General features: G+C 59.6%; 11 protein-coding genes and 3 pseudogenes. 6 read left to right on the top strand and 8 right to left on the bottom strand.

Features of this window, described 5'->3' with window-relative positions:
• On the top strand, positions 1–4,887 hold a 4,887-nt coding region (locus tag AB3X98_RS41440), incomplete at its 5' end, for an AAA family ATPase (protein WP_368607040.1).
• Between the two features lie 765 nt (positions 4,888–5,652).
• Positions 5,653–6,172: pseudogene (locus AB3X98_RS41435) on the top strand (IS6 family transposase); the annotation flags it as partial.
• A 648-nt stretch (positions 6,173–6,820) separates the two neighbouring features.
• Here the strand turns inward: AB3X98_RS41435 and AB3X98_RS41430 are convergent.
• Positions 6,821–7,309, bottom strand: coding sequence for an Lrp/AsnC family transcriptional regulator (locus AB3X98_RS41430; RefSeq protein WP_368607041.1), 489 nt, complete (start codon positions 7,307–7,309; stop codon positions 6,821–6,823).
• Positions 7,310–7,468: 159 nt separating this feature from the next.
• On the opposite strand from AB3X98_RS41430, the gene AB3X98_RS41425 reads away from it, so the two are divergent.
• The 4 genes and pseudogenes from AB3X98_RS41425 (at position 7,469) to AB3X98_RS41410 (ending at position 12,534) form a co-directional block, all read left to right on the top strand.
• Positions 7,469–8,605 carry a branched-chain amino acid ABC transporter substrate-binding protein gene (locus tag AB3X98_RS41425; protein ID WP_342950017.1) on the top strand — a complete coding sequence of 379 codons (1,137 nt, stop codon included), beginning with the start codon at positions 7,469–7,471 and terminating at the stop codon, positions 8,603–8,605.
• A 197-nt stretch (positions 8,606–8,802) separates the two neighbouring features.
• Positions 8,803–10,032 (top strand): diaminopropionate ammonia-lyase, encoded by a 1,230-nt coding sequence (locus tag AB3X98_RS41420; protein ID WP_342925218.1) that lies wholly within the window; start codon positions 8,803–8,805, stop codon positions 10,030–10,032.
• Between the two features lie 34 nt (positions 10,033–10,066).
• Entirely contained in the window at positions 10,067–11,230 is a 1,164-nt protein-coding gene (locus AB3X98_RS41415; protein ID WP_342925217.1) for a M20 aminoacylase family protein, read from the top strand.
• A gap of 290 nt (positions 11,231–11,520) precedes the next feature.
• Positions 11,521–12,534 (top strand): annotated as a pseudogene (locus AB3X98_RS41410) (IS110 family transposase).
• Positions 12,535–13,015: 481 nt separating this feature from the next.
• Here the strand turns inward: AB3X98_RS41410 and AB3X98_RS41405 are convergent.
• From AB3X98_RS41405 to AB3X98_RS41375, 7 genes and pseudogenes are all read right to left on the bottom strand, one after another.
• Entirely contained in the window at positions 13,016–13,939 is a 924-nt protein-coding gene (locus AB3X98_RS41405; protein WP_368607042.1) for an AraC family transcriptional regulator, read from the bottom strand.
• 171 nt (positions 13,940–14,110) lie between these two features.
• Positions 14,111–14,413, bottom strand: coding sequence for a hypothetical protein (locus AB3X98_RS41400; protein ID WP_368610445.1), 303 nt, complete (start codon positions 14,411–14,413; stop codon positions 14,111–14,113).
• The gene (locus AB3X98_RS41395; RefSeq protein ID WP_368607044.1) at positions 14,410–14,835 is read right to left on the bottom strand and encodes an FAD-binding oxidoreductase; all 426 of its coding nucleotides are present in this window, start codon (positions 14,833–14,835) and stop codon (positions 14,410–14,412) included. The genes AB3X98_RS41400 and AB3X98_RS41395 overlap by 4 nt, the downstream gene beginning before the upstream one ends.
• Entirely contained in the window at positions 14,744–15,082 is a 339-nt protein-coding gene (locus AB3X98_RS41390; protein ID WP_368607047.1) for a 2Fe-2S iron-sulfur cluster-binding protein, read from the bottom strand. Before AB3X98_RS41390 ends, AB3X98_RS41395 begins: the two co-directional genes overlap by 92 nt.
• 84 nt (positions 15,083–15,166) lie before the next feature.
• Positions 15,167–15,664 carry an anthranilate 1,2-dioxygenase small subunit gene (antB, locus tag AB3X98_RS41385; protein WP_368607045.1) on the bottom strand — a complete coding sequence of 166 codons (498 nt, stop codon included), beginning with the start codon at positions 15,662–15,664 and terminating at the stop codon, positions 15,167–15,169.
• Between the two features lie 3 nt (positions 15,665–15,667).
• Positions 15,668–16,183: pseudogene (locus AB3X98_RS41380) on the bottom strand (anthranilate 1,2-dioxygenase large subunit); the annotation flags it as partial.
• 369 nt (positions 16,184–16,552) lie between these two features.
• The coding region (locus tag AB3X98_RS41375; protein WP_368607046.1) for a cupin domain-containing protein at positions 16,553–17,019 on the bottom strand (467 nt) is incomplete at its 5' end.

Raw genomic sequence — 17,019 nt, 5'->3', positions numbered from 1 at the left:
TCGATCGATTCGCGCAGCGACCTCTACGCATTCGGAGTCACGCTCTATCAGATGCTCACAGGGACCCTGCCGTTCACCGCGGCCGATCCGATGGAGTGGGTACATTGCCATGTTGCACGCAACCCGGTACCGCCCGGCGCGCGGGTAGCAAGTGTGCCGGCTGTCGTCTCGGAACTTGTCATGAAGCTGCTCGCCAAGACTCCCGAGGAACGCTATCAGACTGCGGCCGGTGTCGAGCATGATCTGCGGCGGTGCCTGTCCGATTGGCAGCGCCAGCACCACATCGATGCCTTCGTGCTGGGTGAACGTGACACATCCGACAAGCTTCGCATCCCCGAGAAGCTTTACGGGCGCGAGCGCGCGATAGAGGCCATGGTCGCTGCGTTCGAGCGCGTCGTCACGAGCGGCACGCCTGGGCTGGTGCTGGTGTCCGGCTATTCCGGCATCGGCAAGTCCGCAGTCGTCAACCAATTGCACAGGGCGCTTGTACCGCCGCGGGGGCTGTTCGCGTCGGGCAAGTTCGACCAGTACAAACGCGACATACCCTACTCGACACTGGTGCAAGCCTTTCAGGGGCTGGTGCGACCGCTCCTTGGCAAGCACGACAGGGAACTGGCCATCTGGCGCGACACGTTGATCGGGGCACTAGGGCCGAATGCGCGCCTTATGACCGAACTGATCCCGGAACTGAAGCTCATCATCGGCGATCCGCCACCCGTCCCGGAACTCGAACCTCACGAGGAGCGACGCCGCTTCAAGCTCGTTTTCCGGCGCTTCATCGGTGTCTTCGCCCAACGTGAACATCCGCTGGCCCTGTTTCTCGATGACCTGCAATGGCTCGACGCCGCGACGCTGGACCTGCTGGAAGATCTCCTCATCCGCCCAGACCAGCGATACCTGATGCTGATCGGCGCCTACCGCGCAAATGAAGTTGATGCTGAGCATCCACTAATGCGCAAACTTCAAACCGTCAGGACCACAGGCGCAAGGCTCGACGAAATTGCCCTTGAGCCGCTCGCCCGCGAGCACGTGGAGCAACTGATTGCCGAAACACTTTGCTGCGAGCGTGAACGCGCCGCACCGCTTGCCGCGCTCGTGCATGAGAAAACGGCCGGCAATCCGTTTTTTGTGATCCAGTTCGTGCACACGCTTGCTGATGTCGATCTGGTCACCTTCGACCATGACGCGACCTGCTGGCGCTGGGATCTGCCCAGCATTCACAGCAAGGGATATACCGACAACGTAGTGGACCTGATGGTCGCGAAGCTCGCACGCTTGCCCATCGAAACGCAGCGCGCGTTGCAACAGCTCGCCTGCCTTGGCAACGCCGCCCCCGTCGCGATGTTACCGAAGGTTTTGGGGGTCTCCAGGCAGGCGGTCCGGGCGCTACTGCAGCCAGCGGTCGATCAAGGGCTGGTCGAGCAACTGGAACTTGCCTACCGGTTCGCACACGACCGCGTACAGGAAGCGGCGTATTCATTGATCCCGGAGCGCTCGCGCGCCGGCGCCCACCTGCGTATCGGACGCCTGCTCGCGGCGCTAACGCCCGCTGACAAACGTGAAGCGGCGATCTTCGAGATCGTTACACAACTGAACCGTGGCGCAGCGCTGGTGACCTCCCGGCAAGAGCGTGAGCAGCTGGCCGGGTTCAACCTGAGCGCCGGCCAGCGGGCAAAAGCGTCAACAGCCTATGCATCGGCGCTCACCTATCTGAGCGCCGGTGCGGACCTCATGCGGGACGATTGTTGGGAACGCAGGCGCGATCTGGTCTTTGCGCTGCAGTTGAACCTTGCCGAATGCGAATTCCTCACCGGCCGGTTATCGGTCGCGCAAGAGCGACTAGCCGTGCTATCAAGCCGTGCCAGGACCACGGTCGAACAGGCGCAGGTCATGTGTCTGCAAATGGATGTCTATCTGACCCTCGACCAAAGTGGTCACGCAGTCGACGTCTGTCTCGAGCATCTCCGGCGCGTTGGTATCGACTGGTTAGCGCATCCGGAAGAGAGCGACGTACAACAGGAGTACGAAAGCATCCGGTCACGGCTCGGCGGCAGGACGATCGGGACGCTCATCGATCTGCCTCTGATGAAGGACCTGCCGTCTCTCGCGACCGCCAACGTGCTGAGCAAGCTCCAGAGGCCGGCCTGGTTCTTTGACGCGAACCTGGCTTCCCTGGCCATATGCAAGCTGATCAGCCTTAGCCTGGAGCATGGCAACTGCGATGCGTCGTGTTTTGCGTATGTCATGTTCCCGCGGATTGCTGGACCACGCTTTGGCGATTACCACGCTGGAATCCAGTTCGGCCAGCTTGGCTTCGATCTGGTCGAGCGCCGTGGGCTCAAACGCTTCGAGGCGGTGACATATCTCTGCTTCGCCCTCTATGTCGTGCGCTGGACAAAACATGTGTGCGTTAGTAGCGAGGTGCTGCGCCGCGCATTCGAAGCAGCGAGCCGGATCGGGGACGTCCCGTCTGGCGCCTATACGTGCTGCCATATCGTATCAGACCTGCTTTTCGCCGGTGCACCATTGATCGAGGTCGAGCGCGAAGCCGAACAGGGCCTCGCGTTCGCCAGCAAGGCGCGTTTCGGTCTTGTCGTAGATAACATCACTACGCAACTCGCGCTGATCCGGATGCTCCGGGGCTCGACGCTGAAATTCGGTCACTTCGACGACGACGAATTTAACGAACTTCGTATGGAACAGCATTTGTCCGGAAACCCCGCGCTCGCAACGGCCGCGTGCTGGTACTGGATCCGGAAACTGCAGGGACGATTCCTTGCAGGCGACCATGTGGCCGCCATCAACGCGGCGTTGATGGCGCAGCAGCTACTGTGGAGTTCGTCATCGCACCTGGAGGAAAGCGAATACCATTTCTTCGGTGCACTGGCACGGGCCGCACATTGTGACCGTGCCCCGGCCGCGGAGCGACAGCAGCACCACGACGCGATCGCCGCACATCACCGGCAGTTGGAGATCTGGGCAGAGAACTGTCCGGAGAATTTTGCAACCCGTGCGGCGCTGGTGGGCGCCGAGTTGGCTCGCCTGAACGGCTGCGATGTCGAAGCAATGCGTCTCTACGAAGAGGCCATGCGCTCGGCGCGTACACATGGCTTCGTACACAACGAAGCACTTGCCAATGAACTCGCGTCAGGCTTCTACGCGGCGCGAGGCTTCGACAGGATTGCCCGCGTGTATTTGCAGGACGCACGCCGGGGCTACCAACGCTGGGGTGCCGAAGGCAAGGTACGCCAACTTGAAGCGCTGTATCCGCTTCTCGGGGACGAAGAGCGAGCGCCCGGCCCGGGCAGCACGATCGGCACCCCCGTTGAACACCTCGACCTTGCTACTGTCATCAAGGTGTCGCAGGCCGTTTCCGGAGAGATCGTCCTGGACAAGCTGATCGATATGGTCATGCGCACTGCGATCGAACAGGCGGGCGCCGAGCGAGGATTGCTGATTCTTCCAGACGCTGGCGGACAAAGGATAGTCGCGGAAGCCAAAATCGCGGGGGACACACTCCGCGTGCAACTACGCGATGACCCCGCGAGCCCCACCGTGATACCCGAGTCGGTCCTCTATCATGTGTTGCGAACGGGCCAGAGCGTCATTCTCGACGATGCCACACGCTCGTCCGCGTTCGCTGCAGATGCCTACATCCTCCAGCATCGAGCCCGCTCAATTGTGTGTCTGCCCCTGACGAATCAGGCCAGGCTTATCGGCGCCCTGTACCTCGAAAACAACCTAGTCACCCGTGCCTTCTCGCCAGCGCGAATTGGTGTGCTGCGGCTGCTCGCGTCGCAAGCGGCAACCTCGATCGAGAATACCCGACTGTACCGCGACCTGAAGGAGCGCGAGGCCCGGATCCGGCGACTCGTCGACGCCAATATCATCGGCATCATTGTGTGGAACGCAGAGGGCGACATCCTTGAGGCCAATGAGGCATTCCTGCGCATGGTGGGATATGACCGCGAGGATATTGTTTCAGGTCGTCTGCCCTGGCGAGACCTGACCCCAGTGGAGTGGCGCGAAAGCAGCGAACGGGCTCTCGCGCAGATCGGGCACCAGGGAGACATTCAGCCGACTGAAAAAGAATACTTCAGGAAGGATGGCAGTCGTGTGCCCGTCCTGGTCGGCCGCGCGGCATTCGACGGCAGTGGGAAGGAAGGCGTCGCGTTCGTGATCGATCTGACGGTGCTCAAGGAGGCGGAGCGCCGCCTGCGCGAGTCCTATGAGATGCTGCGGGAACTCACGTCACATCGCGAAATGGCTCGCGAGGAAGAGCGCAAGCACATCGCGCGTGAAATGCACGACGAACTTGGACAGCACCTCACCGCGCTTCGCCTGCAGGCGTCGGCATTACGTATGCAACTGGGCAACGATCGCCCGGAACTGGTCGAGCAGACGCAGGCGCTGATTGCGCTGGTGGACAAAACCATGCAGGTCGTCAGGGGCGTCATCGCGGCGCTGCGCCCTGCGGCACTTGACACCGGCATTGCAGCGGGGCTCGAGTGGCTCGCGGCCGAGTTCAACCGAAACGGTCGCACGGTATGCCGCCTGCACTTGCCCGACGAGAATATCGTCGTGAGCGAGCCCTGCGCTGTCGTGCTGTTCCGCCTCGTTCAGGAAGCGCTGACCAATGTCGCCCGCCACGCAGCGGCGCCCCATGTGGTCATCATGCTGGAGCGGACAGGGGACTGCTGCCTGCTCGAAGTGCGCGACGACGGTCGAGGATTCGATGTTCAGCCGGCCAAAAAGGGTTCATTCGGACTCGCGGGCATGGAAGAACGCGTTCTGATGCTGGGCGGTCAGATCAACGTTATCAGTTCGCCGGGAGCCGGCACGACAATCAAGGTGAAACTTCCGGACCATCCGGCCTCATCGACATAGCCGTGGCATCGTGGACGCGTATTCGACATGCACCCTTCCACGACCGACAACCCGGAGCGGCCATGTCTACACGGTCGCACGGGCACTCCCCCCCGCACGCACGCCGTCGTGCCCGGGCGCGCGAGTTGCCCGTCTCGGACATCGCCGGTATCAGGCCAACGGCAAAGTCGTCTTGATCGAAGTGTCGGCCGCAACCGATTAGTCGAACCCGAATCCGGCCGCGCAGACGATCCTGCTTCAATCGCGTACCCGCGCGCTGCCCCCGGTCGCAGCGAACCTGTGGACAATCAAGGCGCCCGCTCGGTACGGTGGAGGGAGGCAAGGCCTGGTTTTCGCGAAATTGCTTTGCTTTCCACGAAGTATGCACTGCAAAACGCAAGCTCGCCATTTTCGGCGATAATTCGCACTTCGCGGTTTGCAATCTGGACGACGCAGTTTTCTCCCACTGCTCACGCACCGATGCAAGCCACTGGCGTTGTCTGCGTGTGAGATAGAACGGCCAGAGATCCCGCCTGTCCCCGTTGGGCTGTTGTCGAAAGCGAAAGGCCACCTCGCATCTCTTCGTCATGTGTTCCCGTCCCGCCATTGGCAATGAGGGGTTTGTGCGACCGGGACCCTCGTCAGAGTAGCCGACAGACCACGTTCGCCTTTAGTCCCGCATCGGCTATCCTTTCTGCCACGCCGGACATTTGTTATTCCTTTCGGTTCTATTGCAATAGCAGAGGCTGGTATGCTGCGGGACCTTACCGAATGCTGTGAACGACAATGAAAGCCCTGAGTCCGGCGGTAGCCAAAGTGCTGCAGCGGTTGCACTATCCGCTCGAGATAATGTTGGTGTGCGTGCGTTGGTACGTGGCCTACCCGCTGAGCTTGCGCAATCTTCAGGAGATGAGGGCCGAGCGCGGGATCGCGGTCGATCATTCGACCGTGCACCGGCGGTGCCATCAAGCTTCTGCCGGTACTTGAAAAGGCGTTCCGCCGCTGCAAGCGCCCGGTCGGCAAGAGCTGGCGGGTGGACGAGACGTACGCCAAGGTGCGTGGCCAGTGGAAATACCTTTATCGCGCTGGGGACAAGGCCGGAAAGACGGTGGATTTCCTGCTTCGAGCCCATCGTGACAAGGCTGCCGCCCGTCGCTATTTCGAGAAAGCCATCGACCAGAACGGCGAGCCGGAGACGATCACTATGGATAAGAGCGGCGCCAATCTGGATGCCCTGCACGCCATCAACGCCGAACGGGAAGCGCCCATCAAGATCCGCCAGATCAAATACCTGAACAACGTTGTCCGAACTTATCGCGACAGAGCCTTGGCGCCTACCGCCGCATGCCTCCTGTCGAACTTCGTCCGGCGTGTCAACGTGCTCTTTTCACGTGGTGAATTGCGAGGTATGAGCCATGGACCGCGATCTGGAGGAGTTCTGTGACGCCTGCAGTCTCATGGGCTCCGCACGACGCTCTTTCGGGGGCCTGGCGGCCAATGAGTCGGACAACAATGAGCCGGACAATTCCGCAGACGTCCGCATGCTTGCGAGAGCACTCAACGAGGCCACGTTCCGGTAGCTCACGTAACAGGTAGTCCTGCCTATGGCACAGGGATATGTTGACGCCTCGCGTGTAGTTGAGCGGCACGTACCGAGCGAGGGGTACTTAATTCTTCAATCAATCTTTTTTCAAACTTCGTCGGCCGCCTGCGTAAGCGCGTTTGGAAATCTGGTTGCATGGATAGCGCGTTGAACATCGCGTACACGCGGGAGCAGAAGCATCGTCTACGGACGCAAGACTAAGGGTATCGGCCAACTCAGTGTGCCAAGTGGTTGGTCGTATTGCCGAAGCTCGTGCAGTTCGTGTTGACGGGCCTATTCGTTGCGTAGATGGCTCACCTTGAAGAAGAGATGTGCACTTCCGGGTGTCGGTTGACCAATCGGGAGACAGGCCTACTTCGCCCGACCGAGTGGCACATCGAGCGTTATTTTGACCCGCTCCATCGCGACAAAGGTACGGAAGCTTCGAACGTTGCCCTCCGCGAAGAACAGCGCCCGCGTTAGGGCCGTGTACTCCGCCATGTCCCGCGTGCAGAAAATCAGGATGAAGTCGACGTCGCCGGTCACGTAATAGCACTGCTGGACTTGCTCGCAGGCATCGAACCGTGCCTTCATCGCATCGAGCAACTCTATCGCCTCACTCTCCGCGGAAACGTGAGTGATTATCGTGACCCGGGAACCGAGCGTATCGGGATTCAGTAGGCTGCGGTCCGCAGCAATGACGCCAGCACTTCTAAGCTTCTGAAGCCTTCGCGCCACGGACGGGACGGACAGGTTCACTTCATGCCCGATCTCACGATGGGGCATCTGGTTGTTCCGTTGCACGATTGCGAGGATCCGCAAATCGAAAGCGTCTAGCTCGACATCACGAAGATTCGACATGAGAAATTTTCTCGAAACGTGGGCGCAAAAGAATAAATAATAAAGGTTTACTCGCAATAAACTGTTCATGTCAAGCGCTTTCGGTCACCGCTGCTAGAGCAGCTGACGGCTGGGGACTTCGGCACCCTCCCACCCCGTTTCGTATTCCCACCGAAGATCATGAAAACCAGACAACTTTTCAACACGTTGATGGCGGTCTCAATTGGCGCGTCTGCATCGGCGGCCGACGCAGACGTTACCGTCAAAATTGGCCAGGTTTCGCCTCTGACTGGCGAGCTCGCACACATCGGAAAGGATGACGAGAACGGAGTGCGGCTTGCAATCGAGGACTTGAATACCAGGAAGCTGAAAATCGCCGGCCACTCGATCACCTTCGAGCTAGATTCGCAAGATGACGCCGCCGACCCGAAGACCGCAGTGACGGTCGCACAGAAGCTGGTAGACGACCGTGTTGCCGGCGTCGTGGGGCATGCCAACTCCGGCACATCGATTCCCGCTTCGAGGATTTACGCAGGCGCTGGAATTCCGATGATTACCGAATCGGCTACTAATCCATTGCTGACCCAGCAAGGACTCAAGTCGGTGTTTCGAATGGTCGCAAACGATGTCCGCCAAGGCTCGGTCATCGGAACTTATCTGGTACGAGACCTGAAAGCTCCCAGGGTTGCAATCGTGGACGACCGTACAGCGTACGGCCAGGGCCTCGCTGACCAGATTGAGAAGGCGGTGCAGTCCGCCGGCGGTACCGTCGTCGACCGCGAATTCGGGACCGACAAGACAACCAACTGGATGGCGGTTCTCACGACGATCAAAAATCGCAGACCTGATGCCGTTGCTTTCACGGGTGGCGACACGCAGGCGGCCGCCTTTATACAACAAATGCGTCGACTCGGAATGAAGGTCAAGTTCATTGCCGGCGACGAAGCGTGCACGCCGCAGTTCATTGCCCTCGGCGGCTCATCAATGACCAACGATATGTATTGCACACTCGCCGGCGTACCGCCTTCTCAGATGCCACAAGGCCCGGCATTCTTCAAACGGTTCGAACAAAGGTTCAAGACGCCGGTTCAGCTTTACGCTCCCTATGCATACGACGCAGTCATGACCATGGCAGCCGCTATGCAAGCAGCCAACTCTACCGACCCGAAAGTTTACCTGGCGCAATTGCGGTCGGTGAAGGTTGACGGGGTGACGGGCCCCATTCAGTTCGACGAAGCAGGTGACATCCGCAACGGTGCAATCACGGTACGGCAGTTTGACAACAACGTCTGGAACGACAAGTCGGTAGTCCGCTAACCCGAACGCGCAGTTGGGTGCGGCGGTGCCATAATGCCTGCAGCACCCCATGCGAGAAATTTTCTCGATTTGTGCCGAGTTTTAGATCCCAAATAAACAAAGCATTGCAATATTATTCCTGCTGTTCCTCCGAGCCAGCACTTGGACTTTCGCAATAGAAATACGGCACATCGGATGCCTCCCTGGAGCTCTTCACAATGTTGACTGCAAATTCCCGCGCGTCCAAAGGGCCGTACCCAGATGAACTCAAAAGCATTCTGAACATTCGGGCAGCAGACGAAAGCGGCGCCTGGCTAGCCGATTGGGACCAGATCTCTCGTTCAGCGACGCCGCTCTGGGACCTCCCGGACGCCGCGGCAGCATTGGGCGTCGCACGTATCAGCCTGAAGGACGAAGGCTTCCGCTCGCCGCTTGGCAGCTTCAAAGCGTTAGGCGCGCCCATCGCACTCGTGCGGTTGATTCTTCGGCACTGGCACACTCATAGCCTGAATCCGGCCGGCCTTCTTCGCGGGCAATATGCCGGGATGTTTTCGAACCTGACTGTTATCAGCGCCACCGATGGTAATCACGGAAAGTCATTGGCAGCCGCCGCACGCGACATCGGTTGTCGGTGTGTCATCGTCCTTCACGCCAACGTCAGCGTAGAACGGGAGCAGGCCATCGCTTTGTACGGCGCGAAGATTATTCGCATCGCGGGCAGCTACGATGAATCGGTTGAGCATGCGGCAGCACTGGCGGCCCAAAATGGTTGGCACGTTGTCTCAGACACGTCCTACGAAGGCTACGAAGCGATTCCTCGGGATGTGATGCAGGGATATGGCGTGATTGCCGCTGAAACAATACGGCAGCTCGGCAGTTCCACCCTTTCGCAACCAATCACCCACGTATTCCTGCAAGGAGGCGTCGGTGGTCTCGCAGCAGGCGTCGCGAGTTATCTCTGGGAGCACGCCGAAGCGCGGCGGCCCCGATTCGTTGTCGTCGAGCCTCAGCAGGCAGACTGTCTTTATCAAAGCGCCATCGCAGGCTACGCCACGAAAGCGACTGGCTCCGTTGATTCGGTCATGGCCGGCCTCGCCTGCGGAGAGACATCCCCCTTGGCCTGGAAAATTCTCGAGCGGTGCGTCGACCATTTCATGACCATCAGTGACGATGACGCGGTGGCAGCAATGCGTTCACTTGCCGCTGGCAGCGACCGTGACGCTCCTTTAGTGGTTGGAGAGTCCGGTGCCGCGGGATTCGCGGGCCTAAGCGTGCTCATGCAAAACCCGTCCCTTGCCCAGCAGGTAGGACTTGGACCCGACTCACACGTGCTGGCCATCAATACCGAGGGTGCCACGGCGCCCGCAGTGTATCGAGACCTCGTTGGCGAGTCGGCGGAAGCCGTTCTTGCGCGCCAGAGCGAGTGGCAAAAATCGCTCGAGCACTGACATCCAATCACCGCCTCAAATCGAGGACCGCACCATGGAAATGTCCCTACAAGAGCGCCTGAAGAACTGGCGACATCAGTTCCACAAGAATCCCGAAACAGCCTTCGAAGAAGTACAGACATCGGACTACGTTGCCAGTGTTCTGAAGACACTCGGCCTCGAGGTTCATCGCAACATTGGCGGAACCGGGATGGTCGCCAACTTGAAGATTGGCAACGGGAAACGGGTTATCGGCCTTCGCGCCGAAATGGATGCGCTAAACATCACCGAGAATGCGCCCGGCAGACCTTACGCATCGTGTATTCCGGGGAAAATGCACGCATGCGGTCACGACGGACACATGGCGATGATTCTCGGCGCAGCGCAACTTCTCGCGGAGCGAAAAGACTTTGACGGCATGGTTCGCTTCATTTTCCAGCCCGCCGAAGAACACGGACGTGGCGCGAAAGCGATGATGCAAGACGGGTTGTTCGAACGGTTTCCTGTCGACGCCATTTTCGGCGCGCACAACATGCCCGGGATGCCCGCAGGCAGCTTCGCAACACGTCCGAACGGCATTATGGCCAGCGAAGACAACTTCGTCATTCACATCAAGGCAAGAGGCACGCACGCAGCACGGCCTCATATGGGCGTCGACCCCATTGTCATTGCCTCGCAAATTGTGCTCGGTCTCCAGACGATTATTTCGCGCAATTTGGACCCAAGCCTGTCCGCAGTCATCTCGTGTACTGAGATAGTTACGGACGGTCTTAGAAACGTCATTCCTTCGAATGTCATCATCAAAGGCGACACGCGCAGCTACGCCCCAGAAGTGCAGAAGCTGCTGATGATCCGGATGAGGGAAGTCAGTCAGGGCATCTGCCGTACACACAGAGCCGAGTGCGACTTCCAGTACACGCATGAGTTCGTCCCGACCGTGAATACACCAGAGCTTGTTGATGTAGCGGTTTCAGCCGCTTCGCATGTCGTTGGCGCGGAGAATGTGGACGCCAACGTTCAGCCTATGATGATCTCGGAGGACTTCGGTGCGTTTCTGCAGGTTGTACCGGGAAATTTCATCTTCATCGGCAACGGAACGGAGCCCCAAAACGGCGGCGTTCCTCTGCACAACGCTACCTACGATTTCAACGACGACATACTGTCAGTCGGATCGCGATACTTTGCTGAGATTGCGCGACGGCAATTGCCGGCACGCTGACAGCTCGCCACGCGCGGTGGCCGCTAAACACATGTTAGCGGCCGCACGTTGGGACGTGTCTCGAAGGGCCGAATCCGCAGTCGTCAAGCGCCTCTCGCTTCGAGGGGAATAGCGCCATTCGCAGGCGGTCACCGCAGGTCGCCGCCAGGGCCGCCGATAATCGTCTGGATCGCCGGCTGAGTTGTGCCGCTAAAGGCGCCTAGGAGGAACCGCCAAATTTTACCGCGATGGACCCGGCGCCTCCCACCGGGAGACACTAACGCACTCACCCAGACGTGCGGAGGTTCACCATGGAAATCGACGTTCTCGGCATTGATCTAGCGAAACAGATCTTCCAGCTCCATGGCGCTGATCGTCGCCGTCGTGTTGTGCATCGGTCGAAGGTCTCGCGCAGCTCGTTCTTCGAAGCCGTACGCGCCTTGAACCCGAAGTTGGTCGTCATGGAAGCATGCAGCACGGCCCACCACTGGGGGAGGTGTTTCCAGTCGATCGGTATCGAAGTCAGGCTGATCAGCCCGCAATATGTCGCACCGTTCGTCAAGACGAACAAGAGCGACCGCAACGATGCGGAGGCGATCGTCGAGGCTGCCAGCCGGCCCACCATGCGCTTCGTGACGATCAAATCGGTTGAGCAACAGGACATCCAGGCGGCGTACCGCATGCGCGCAATCCTGCTGCGTCACCGTACTGCGCTGATCAACCAGATACGTGGCCTGCTCGGCGAGCGCGGGCTGGCCATTTCGCGCTCACCGGAAGCCTTCAGGCGCGCGATACCGGAACTACTACGTACGAGCGCAGACGAACTGACTTCCTTTTGCCAGACGCTGCTCACCGAACTCCTGCAGCACATGCGCGCCAGGAACGTGTTCATCTCATCGAGGCATCCACCCAGACGTTCATGAAGAAATCCGCGCTCTGCAGGTAGATCGCCAAGATCCCTGGTATTGGCCCGCTACCGCGACGGCCGTTGTCGCCGCGGTCGGGGATGCCAGGCAGTTTCGCAACGGCCGGCATCTGTCCGCCTGGCTCGGCCTCGTGCCTCGACAGTATTCGTCTGGCGGCAAGCCTCGCCTGCACGGCATCAGCCGACGCGGCGACACATACCTGCCGATCTTGCTCATTCACGGTGCTCGGGCTGTTCCGCGCTATGCACGGAAAAAAATTGATCATCTGGCTTCAAGAGCTGATGGCTCGACGCGGGCCATAACTGCGCAGAGGTCGCCCTGGCCAACAGGAATGCGCGGATCATCCAGGCGCTGCTCAGTAGCGAAGCGACTTATATGACGAGAAGCGCGGCAACATAACCTCCCAAAGCCGCCGGTAAGGAGCCCCCACCCAGGTTTGCGAAGCTTCTCAAAGCGATGACGAAATAGGTTGAACCAGCATCCTGAAGCCTGTTTTTCGTGCCGGCTGCCACTCGTGGCAAGCCGCGATGTTGCTAAGGACGGGCTGCGCGGATCTCATCAAGGCTGCGGGCGTGCTTCGGCAACCGCCCATCTGGCAAGCCGGATACATGCATGCAGACCGTTTCGGCATCACGAAAAAGAAGCTTGCAAAAGGCGGCGGGTCCACACATGCACGAAAAGGCCGACGACTGCTACCAAAAAATTGACGCTTCCTCGTCCTTGTCCTCGTCCTCATTAATCGCAATGATGATTTTCGAATTCCTCGAGCCAGCAGTACTGGATGACGCCAGAGCGGTCCACGGCGCTGTATACCTCGGAGCGACGTCTCTACTGTCTCTCAGTCATCACAGTTGGCAATCTACACGCAATTAATATTCACTTAGCGTCTTGTCACCCGCTTGAGTGTTTGCGACGGTGTTTCGCCGAAACGCGCCTTGTAGTCGTTGGAAAAGCGTCCGAGATGCGAAAACCCCCAGCTCATCGCAATGGAAGAAACGTTACGCTCGGAGCAGTCGGAAAGAATCTCACGCCGCACTGCTTCGAGCCGATGCCACTTCAGATATGCCATGGGCGCATGCCCGAAGTGTTGCCGAAAGCCACCAAACAGCTTGTAGCGCGACACACCGGCCGCGCGCTCGATGTCTTCGAGCGCAATGTCCTCACGGGCGTTGTCGTGGATGAACTGCTTCGCTCGCAACAGATAGTGCGGACATGAGGGGCCCATGGCCCCCGCGAGCGCCTGCGAGTAGTTGTGCGACTGACAGAGCAACAGCCCCTTGATCAACGCTTCCTCGAGATTTCCGACCATCTGCTCATGATTGAGCAACGGCGCGGCGTGGCCCATCTCGTTCAGCAGAAACTTGACCATGCGCCACCAGGCTGCCTGATCGCCGTCGGCGGCATTCATCTGCGGCTCGAACGTCAACGGGACACCAACCGGCCGTCGCAGAAGATCTTCAAGCACCTGACGCAGGGCCTGGCTCGGGATCGCAACGATGATCTTCCGGCAGTTTCCCATGATCGTAAGGTCCTGCCTCTCATGCGGCGACAACACGAGGCCGTTGTCCCGGTCCGATAGCCACAAACGACCATGCGCGGCCAGTTCCTGCTGCCCGGTAAGCGGCAGACTCAGGCTATAGCAGTTGAGCGGCGCCTCGTTATGTATGGAAACGGTGACATCGGTGCCGTATTCCACGTACCCCAACGAGCTCGCCATCGACCGCAACACCGTGCCCGAATGGTGGAACTGCAGTTTCTTCGGGCTCCGTACCTGCAACCGATGCGGTCCGCAGATCGACGCCATCCATTCCTGCGCGCCTTCGAGGTCGTGACGCAGCGCGTCAATACCTTGGCTGTCGTTGAGAGCAGGCGCGTACATGGCGTGTCACTGAGGGCTGATGGTCACTCGATAGTAAACCACCCCGGGCGCGGAAAAGAATACAAAAAGACCCTGAATGGGTGCTGCGCCGCCACCTCAAGGGACCTGCTGCGCGCCGTTGCTATCCGCGAATTTCTCGTAGTAGAGTCGGTGGTCGCCTACGCCTTCGCGCGCAAGCCATGCCCTGATAGCGTCCACCATCGGAGGCGGACCGCACACGTATATGTCGAAGGGGTTTGATTCGATCATCCCGCGGTCGAAATGCTCCGGAATGAGGCCAGTCCTTCCCTGCCACCCGTCAGAAGGATTCGTCACCACGATGTCGCACGCGAAGTTTGCGATGCGTTGCGCGTAAGAGGCCAAACGATCGAGTTCGCACAGGTCGCGCGCGTTCGTCACACCATAGTAGAGATGCACCTTCTGGTCGCAATTACCTTGTGAGCGAGGCCGTCGAGCACACCGAGAAATGCGGACAGGCCAGTTCCACCTGCTACCATCACGAGCGGCCGCTCCACCTGCCGAAGATAGAACGTGCCGAGCGGCGCCTCGAAATCAATCGTCTGCCCCGGCGTGCAGCGCTCACGCATGTAGTTGCTCATCGCGCCGTCGGGCAGCAGACGAATCAGGAATTGCAACTGGTTGTCGTCGCCGGGCCGGCTGGCGAACGAATATGAACGCCACACGTCCGTGCCCGGCACCTTCAGGCGGGCGTACTGCCCCGGCAGAAAATCAAGGCGTCCCGCGTGAGCGCCTGCGTCCAGATCCAGGATCGCCGTCGTTTCGGATACCTGCCTGATGCCAGAAACCTGGCCCGTGAGCAACCGCTTTCCCCCCCGCGCCGCATAGGCTCGAATCGAAGTCGAAGTAGAACGAGGCGTCGGACTGCAAGCGCGTCTGACAGGACAAGATCTTACGCGCAGCCAGATCGTCCGGAGACAGTGCTTCTTCATCGACATAATCCTGCGTGTAGCTGCCCGACTCGCAGCGTCCCTGGCAGGTCCCGCACACACCTTCGCGGCAGTCTAGCGGAATGTTCACGCCGCTGCGGAGGGCGGCGTCGAGGAGGATTTCGCCTTAACGGACGTCGAAGAACACAGTTTTGCAGTCGGCAAAACTGAACGCGATTTTATGGCTCATTGTGCGCACTCCCGCCTACAGATGATAGAAGTCGAGCACGGCGTTGATCGTGTCGTTCAGCAGCAGCACGTGCTTGCGTGCGATCTTCCAGCTACCGCCCGCAGGCTGCAGCTGGTAGGTAGCACGCCCGAAGAAGTGTTCAGCCACGCCGTGCCGCGCGTAAAAGGTCGCCCAGTTGGCCTTCACTTCCAGTTCCCCGTGTTCACATTCGGCGATACGCACGTTGGTGATCTGATGCAGTGTACGTGGCAGCGGCGTGGAGGCCACAGACTTGCCAGTGCGCAGCCGAAACACACGGTCCTTGAGCCCCGTTCGGTTCGCGTAGTAGATCAGCGACATGCTGCGCTTCGGGTCGGTCGTGTACACGTGCTCGGAGCCCCATTGAGGCACGTGAAATGTGCTGTTTTCGTCGAAGAGCTCGAGGTACTCGTCCCAACTCTGCGCATCGCAAAGCTCGGCCTTGCGATACAGAAATTGGTCGACCGATTGCTGCAGCGTTTGCGTGACAGCCATGATTCAGGCCTCCTTCCCGACGTTCGATTGTTGTGCGAGGCCCCTCATGAGAAATGCCTGCCAGGCGCCATGCTGATTGACGTAAAGCCCCTCCTGCGTCAGCTCCGTGCCGCAGAGCACAGGTGCAATGCCGAGCAAGCGCGTACTCGCCGTTTCACCCGACACCCACTTGTGGTAGCCGCGCGAGATGTCGCTCCAGCGCTCGAGGCGCGCCTGGAAGCCCCGCTGCTGCTCACGGAATTCCACGAGATCGTCGGGCGTGCCCATTCCCGAGACATTGAAAAAATCTTCGAACTGACGAATGCGGTTTTCGCGATCCTGATCCGATTCGCCTTTTATGCCGATGCACTGGCTGATGACTTCCGTCTTGTTCCAGGCGACTGGACGTACGATGCGCAACTGAGAGCTGATCTGATCCATGAAAAAGAGGCTCGGATAGACGTTCAGGTTGCGCAGCCGATGCATCATGCACTCGGCTTTCTGCTGGCCGTACACCTCGACGAGGCGCGGCATGACGGTGCCATCTTCCTCGCCGTCCGGATGCCAGAGACGGTCGGCCGCTCGTATCGAGCACGCTCCGCAATAACGCCAAGGTGCGCGAAGGGGACACCGTCGCGGCGAGCATGTCGGTCATGAACGCGTGCGGCGCAGTGAAAGCGTTTGGTGTCGCAACGCCAAAGTAATTGACTTCCATTTCGGCCCGCGCATCGTCAGTGTTCTGCACCGCGATAAACGACCGCAGGCGGTTCGCACATTGTTGACAGGCAACGCGAGACCCGGGGCGGAACGCGCAGCGTGGCCACACCCTCCCCCCGGTCACATCGAGCGCGACGGGAATCACGCGCTCGAACTAAGGCGACGATCTCGTGCGCGAACACGAGCGACTGCTCACGCGAGTGAGAAGTCGGCTGGCAAGGTCACTTCGAGCAGTTCCAAATCGGCGCTGCAGTGCTTGAACGCATAGGGAAGCATGCCGGGGATCGCAATGCTGTCGTCTGCTCGAAGATGCCATTGGTCGTCGCCTTGCACGACATCGAGAGTTCCTGCGAGCACGAAGAAAAAGCAGAACTCCGTATCGTGCATGCGCGAAACGACCTTGCCCTCGCCTTGCGGGCGCACCACGCGCACGCCCGCGAGGCCGTTCGTTGCCGCACCGATACCCGTGTCCGTTACGACGAAACCCGGCGATTTCCACGGACTCCACGTGCCGTTCTTTGCGACATGCCGAACAAAGCGCTGACCGTTGAAATCGTGGGCGGGATCATAGACAGCCGAAGGAAGCGCCATATCGTGGTCGGCCATCGTGATATGTTCGGCCGGACTACCGATTTCGATCACCTCTGCCCCGGCCGAAC

It is taken from the genome of Paraburkholderia sp. BR14312, from assembly GCF_040948675.1.
GTDB classification, from domain to species: Bacteria; Pseudomonadota; Gammaproteobacteria; order Burkholderiales; family Burkholderiaceae; genus Paraburkholderia; species Paraburkholderia nodosa_A.
The sequence above is the reverse complement of the archived record's forward strand: the minus strand, read 5'-3'. Positions and strand labels throughout refer to the sequence as shown.

What these genes read in the sequence shown, in the direction of transcription:
- AB3X98_RS41430 (WP_368607041.1), bottom strand. Translation starts at nt 7,309, where the DNA reads ATGTCGAATCTTCGTGATGTCGAGCTAGACGCTTTCGATTTGCGGATC.
- AB3X98_RS41425 (WP_342950017.1), top strand. Translation starts at nt 7,469, where the DNA reads ATGAAAACCAGACAACTTTTCAACACGTTGATGGCGGTCTCAATTGGC.
- AB3X98_RS41420 (WP_342925218.1), top strand. Translation starts at nt 8,803, where the DNA reads ATGTTGACTGCAAATTCCCGCGCGTCCAAAGGGCCGTACCCAGATGAA.
- AB3X98_RS41415 (WP_342925217.1), top strand. Translation starts at nt 10,067, where the DNA reads ATGGAAATGTCCCTACAAGAGCGCCTGAAGAACTGGCGACATCAGTTC.
- AB3X98_RS41405 (WP_368607042.1), bottom strand. Translation starts at nt 13,939, where the DNA reads ATGGCGTCGATCTGCGGACCGCATCGGTTGCAGGTACGGAGCCCGAAG.
- antB (WP_368607045.1), bottom strand. Translation starts at nt 15,664, where the DNA reads ATGGCTGTCACGCAAACGCTGCAGCAATCGGTCGACCAATTTCTGTAT.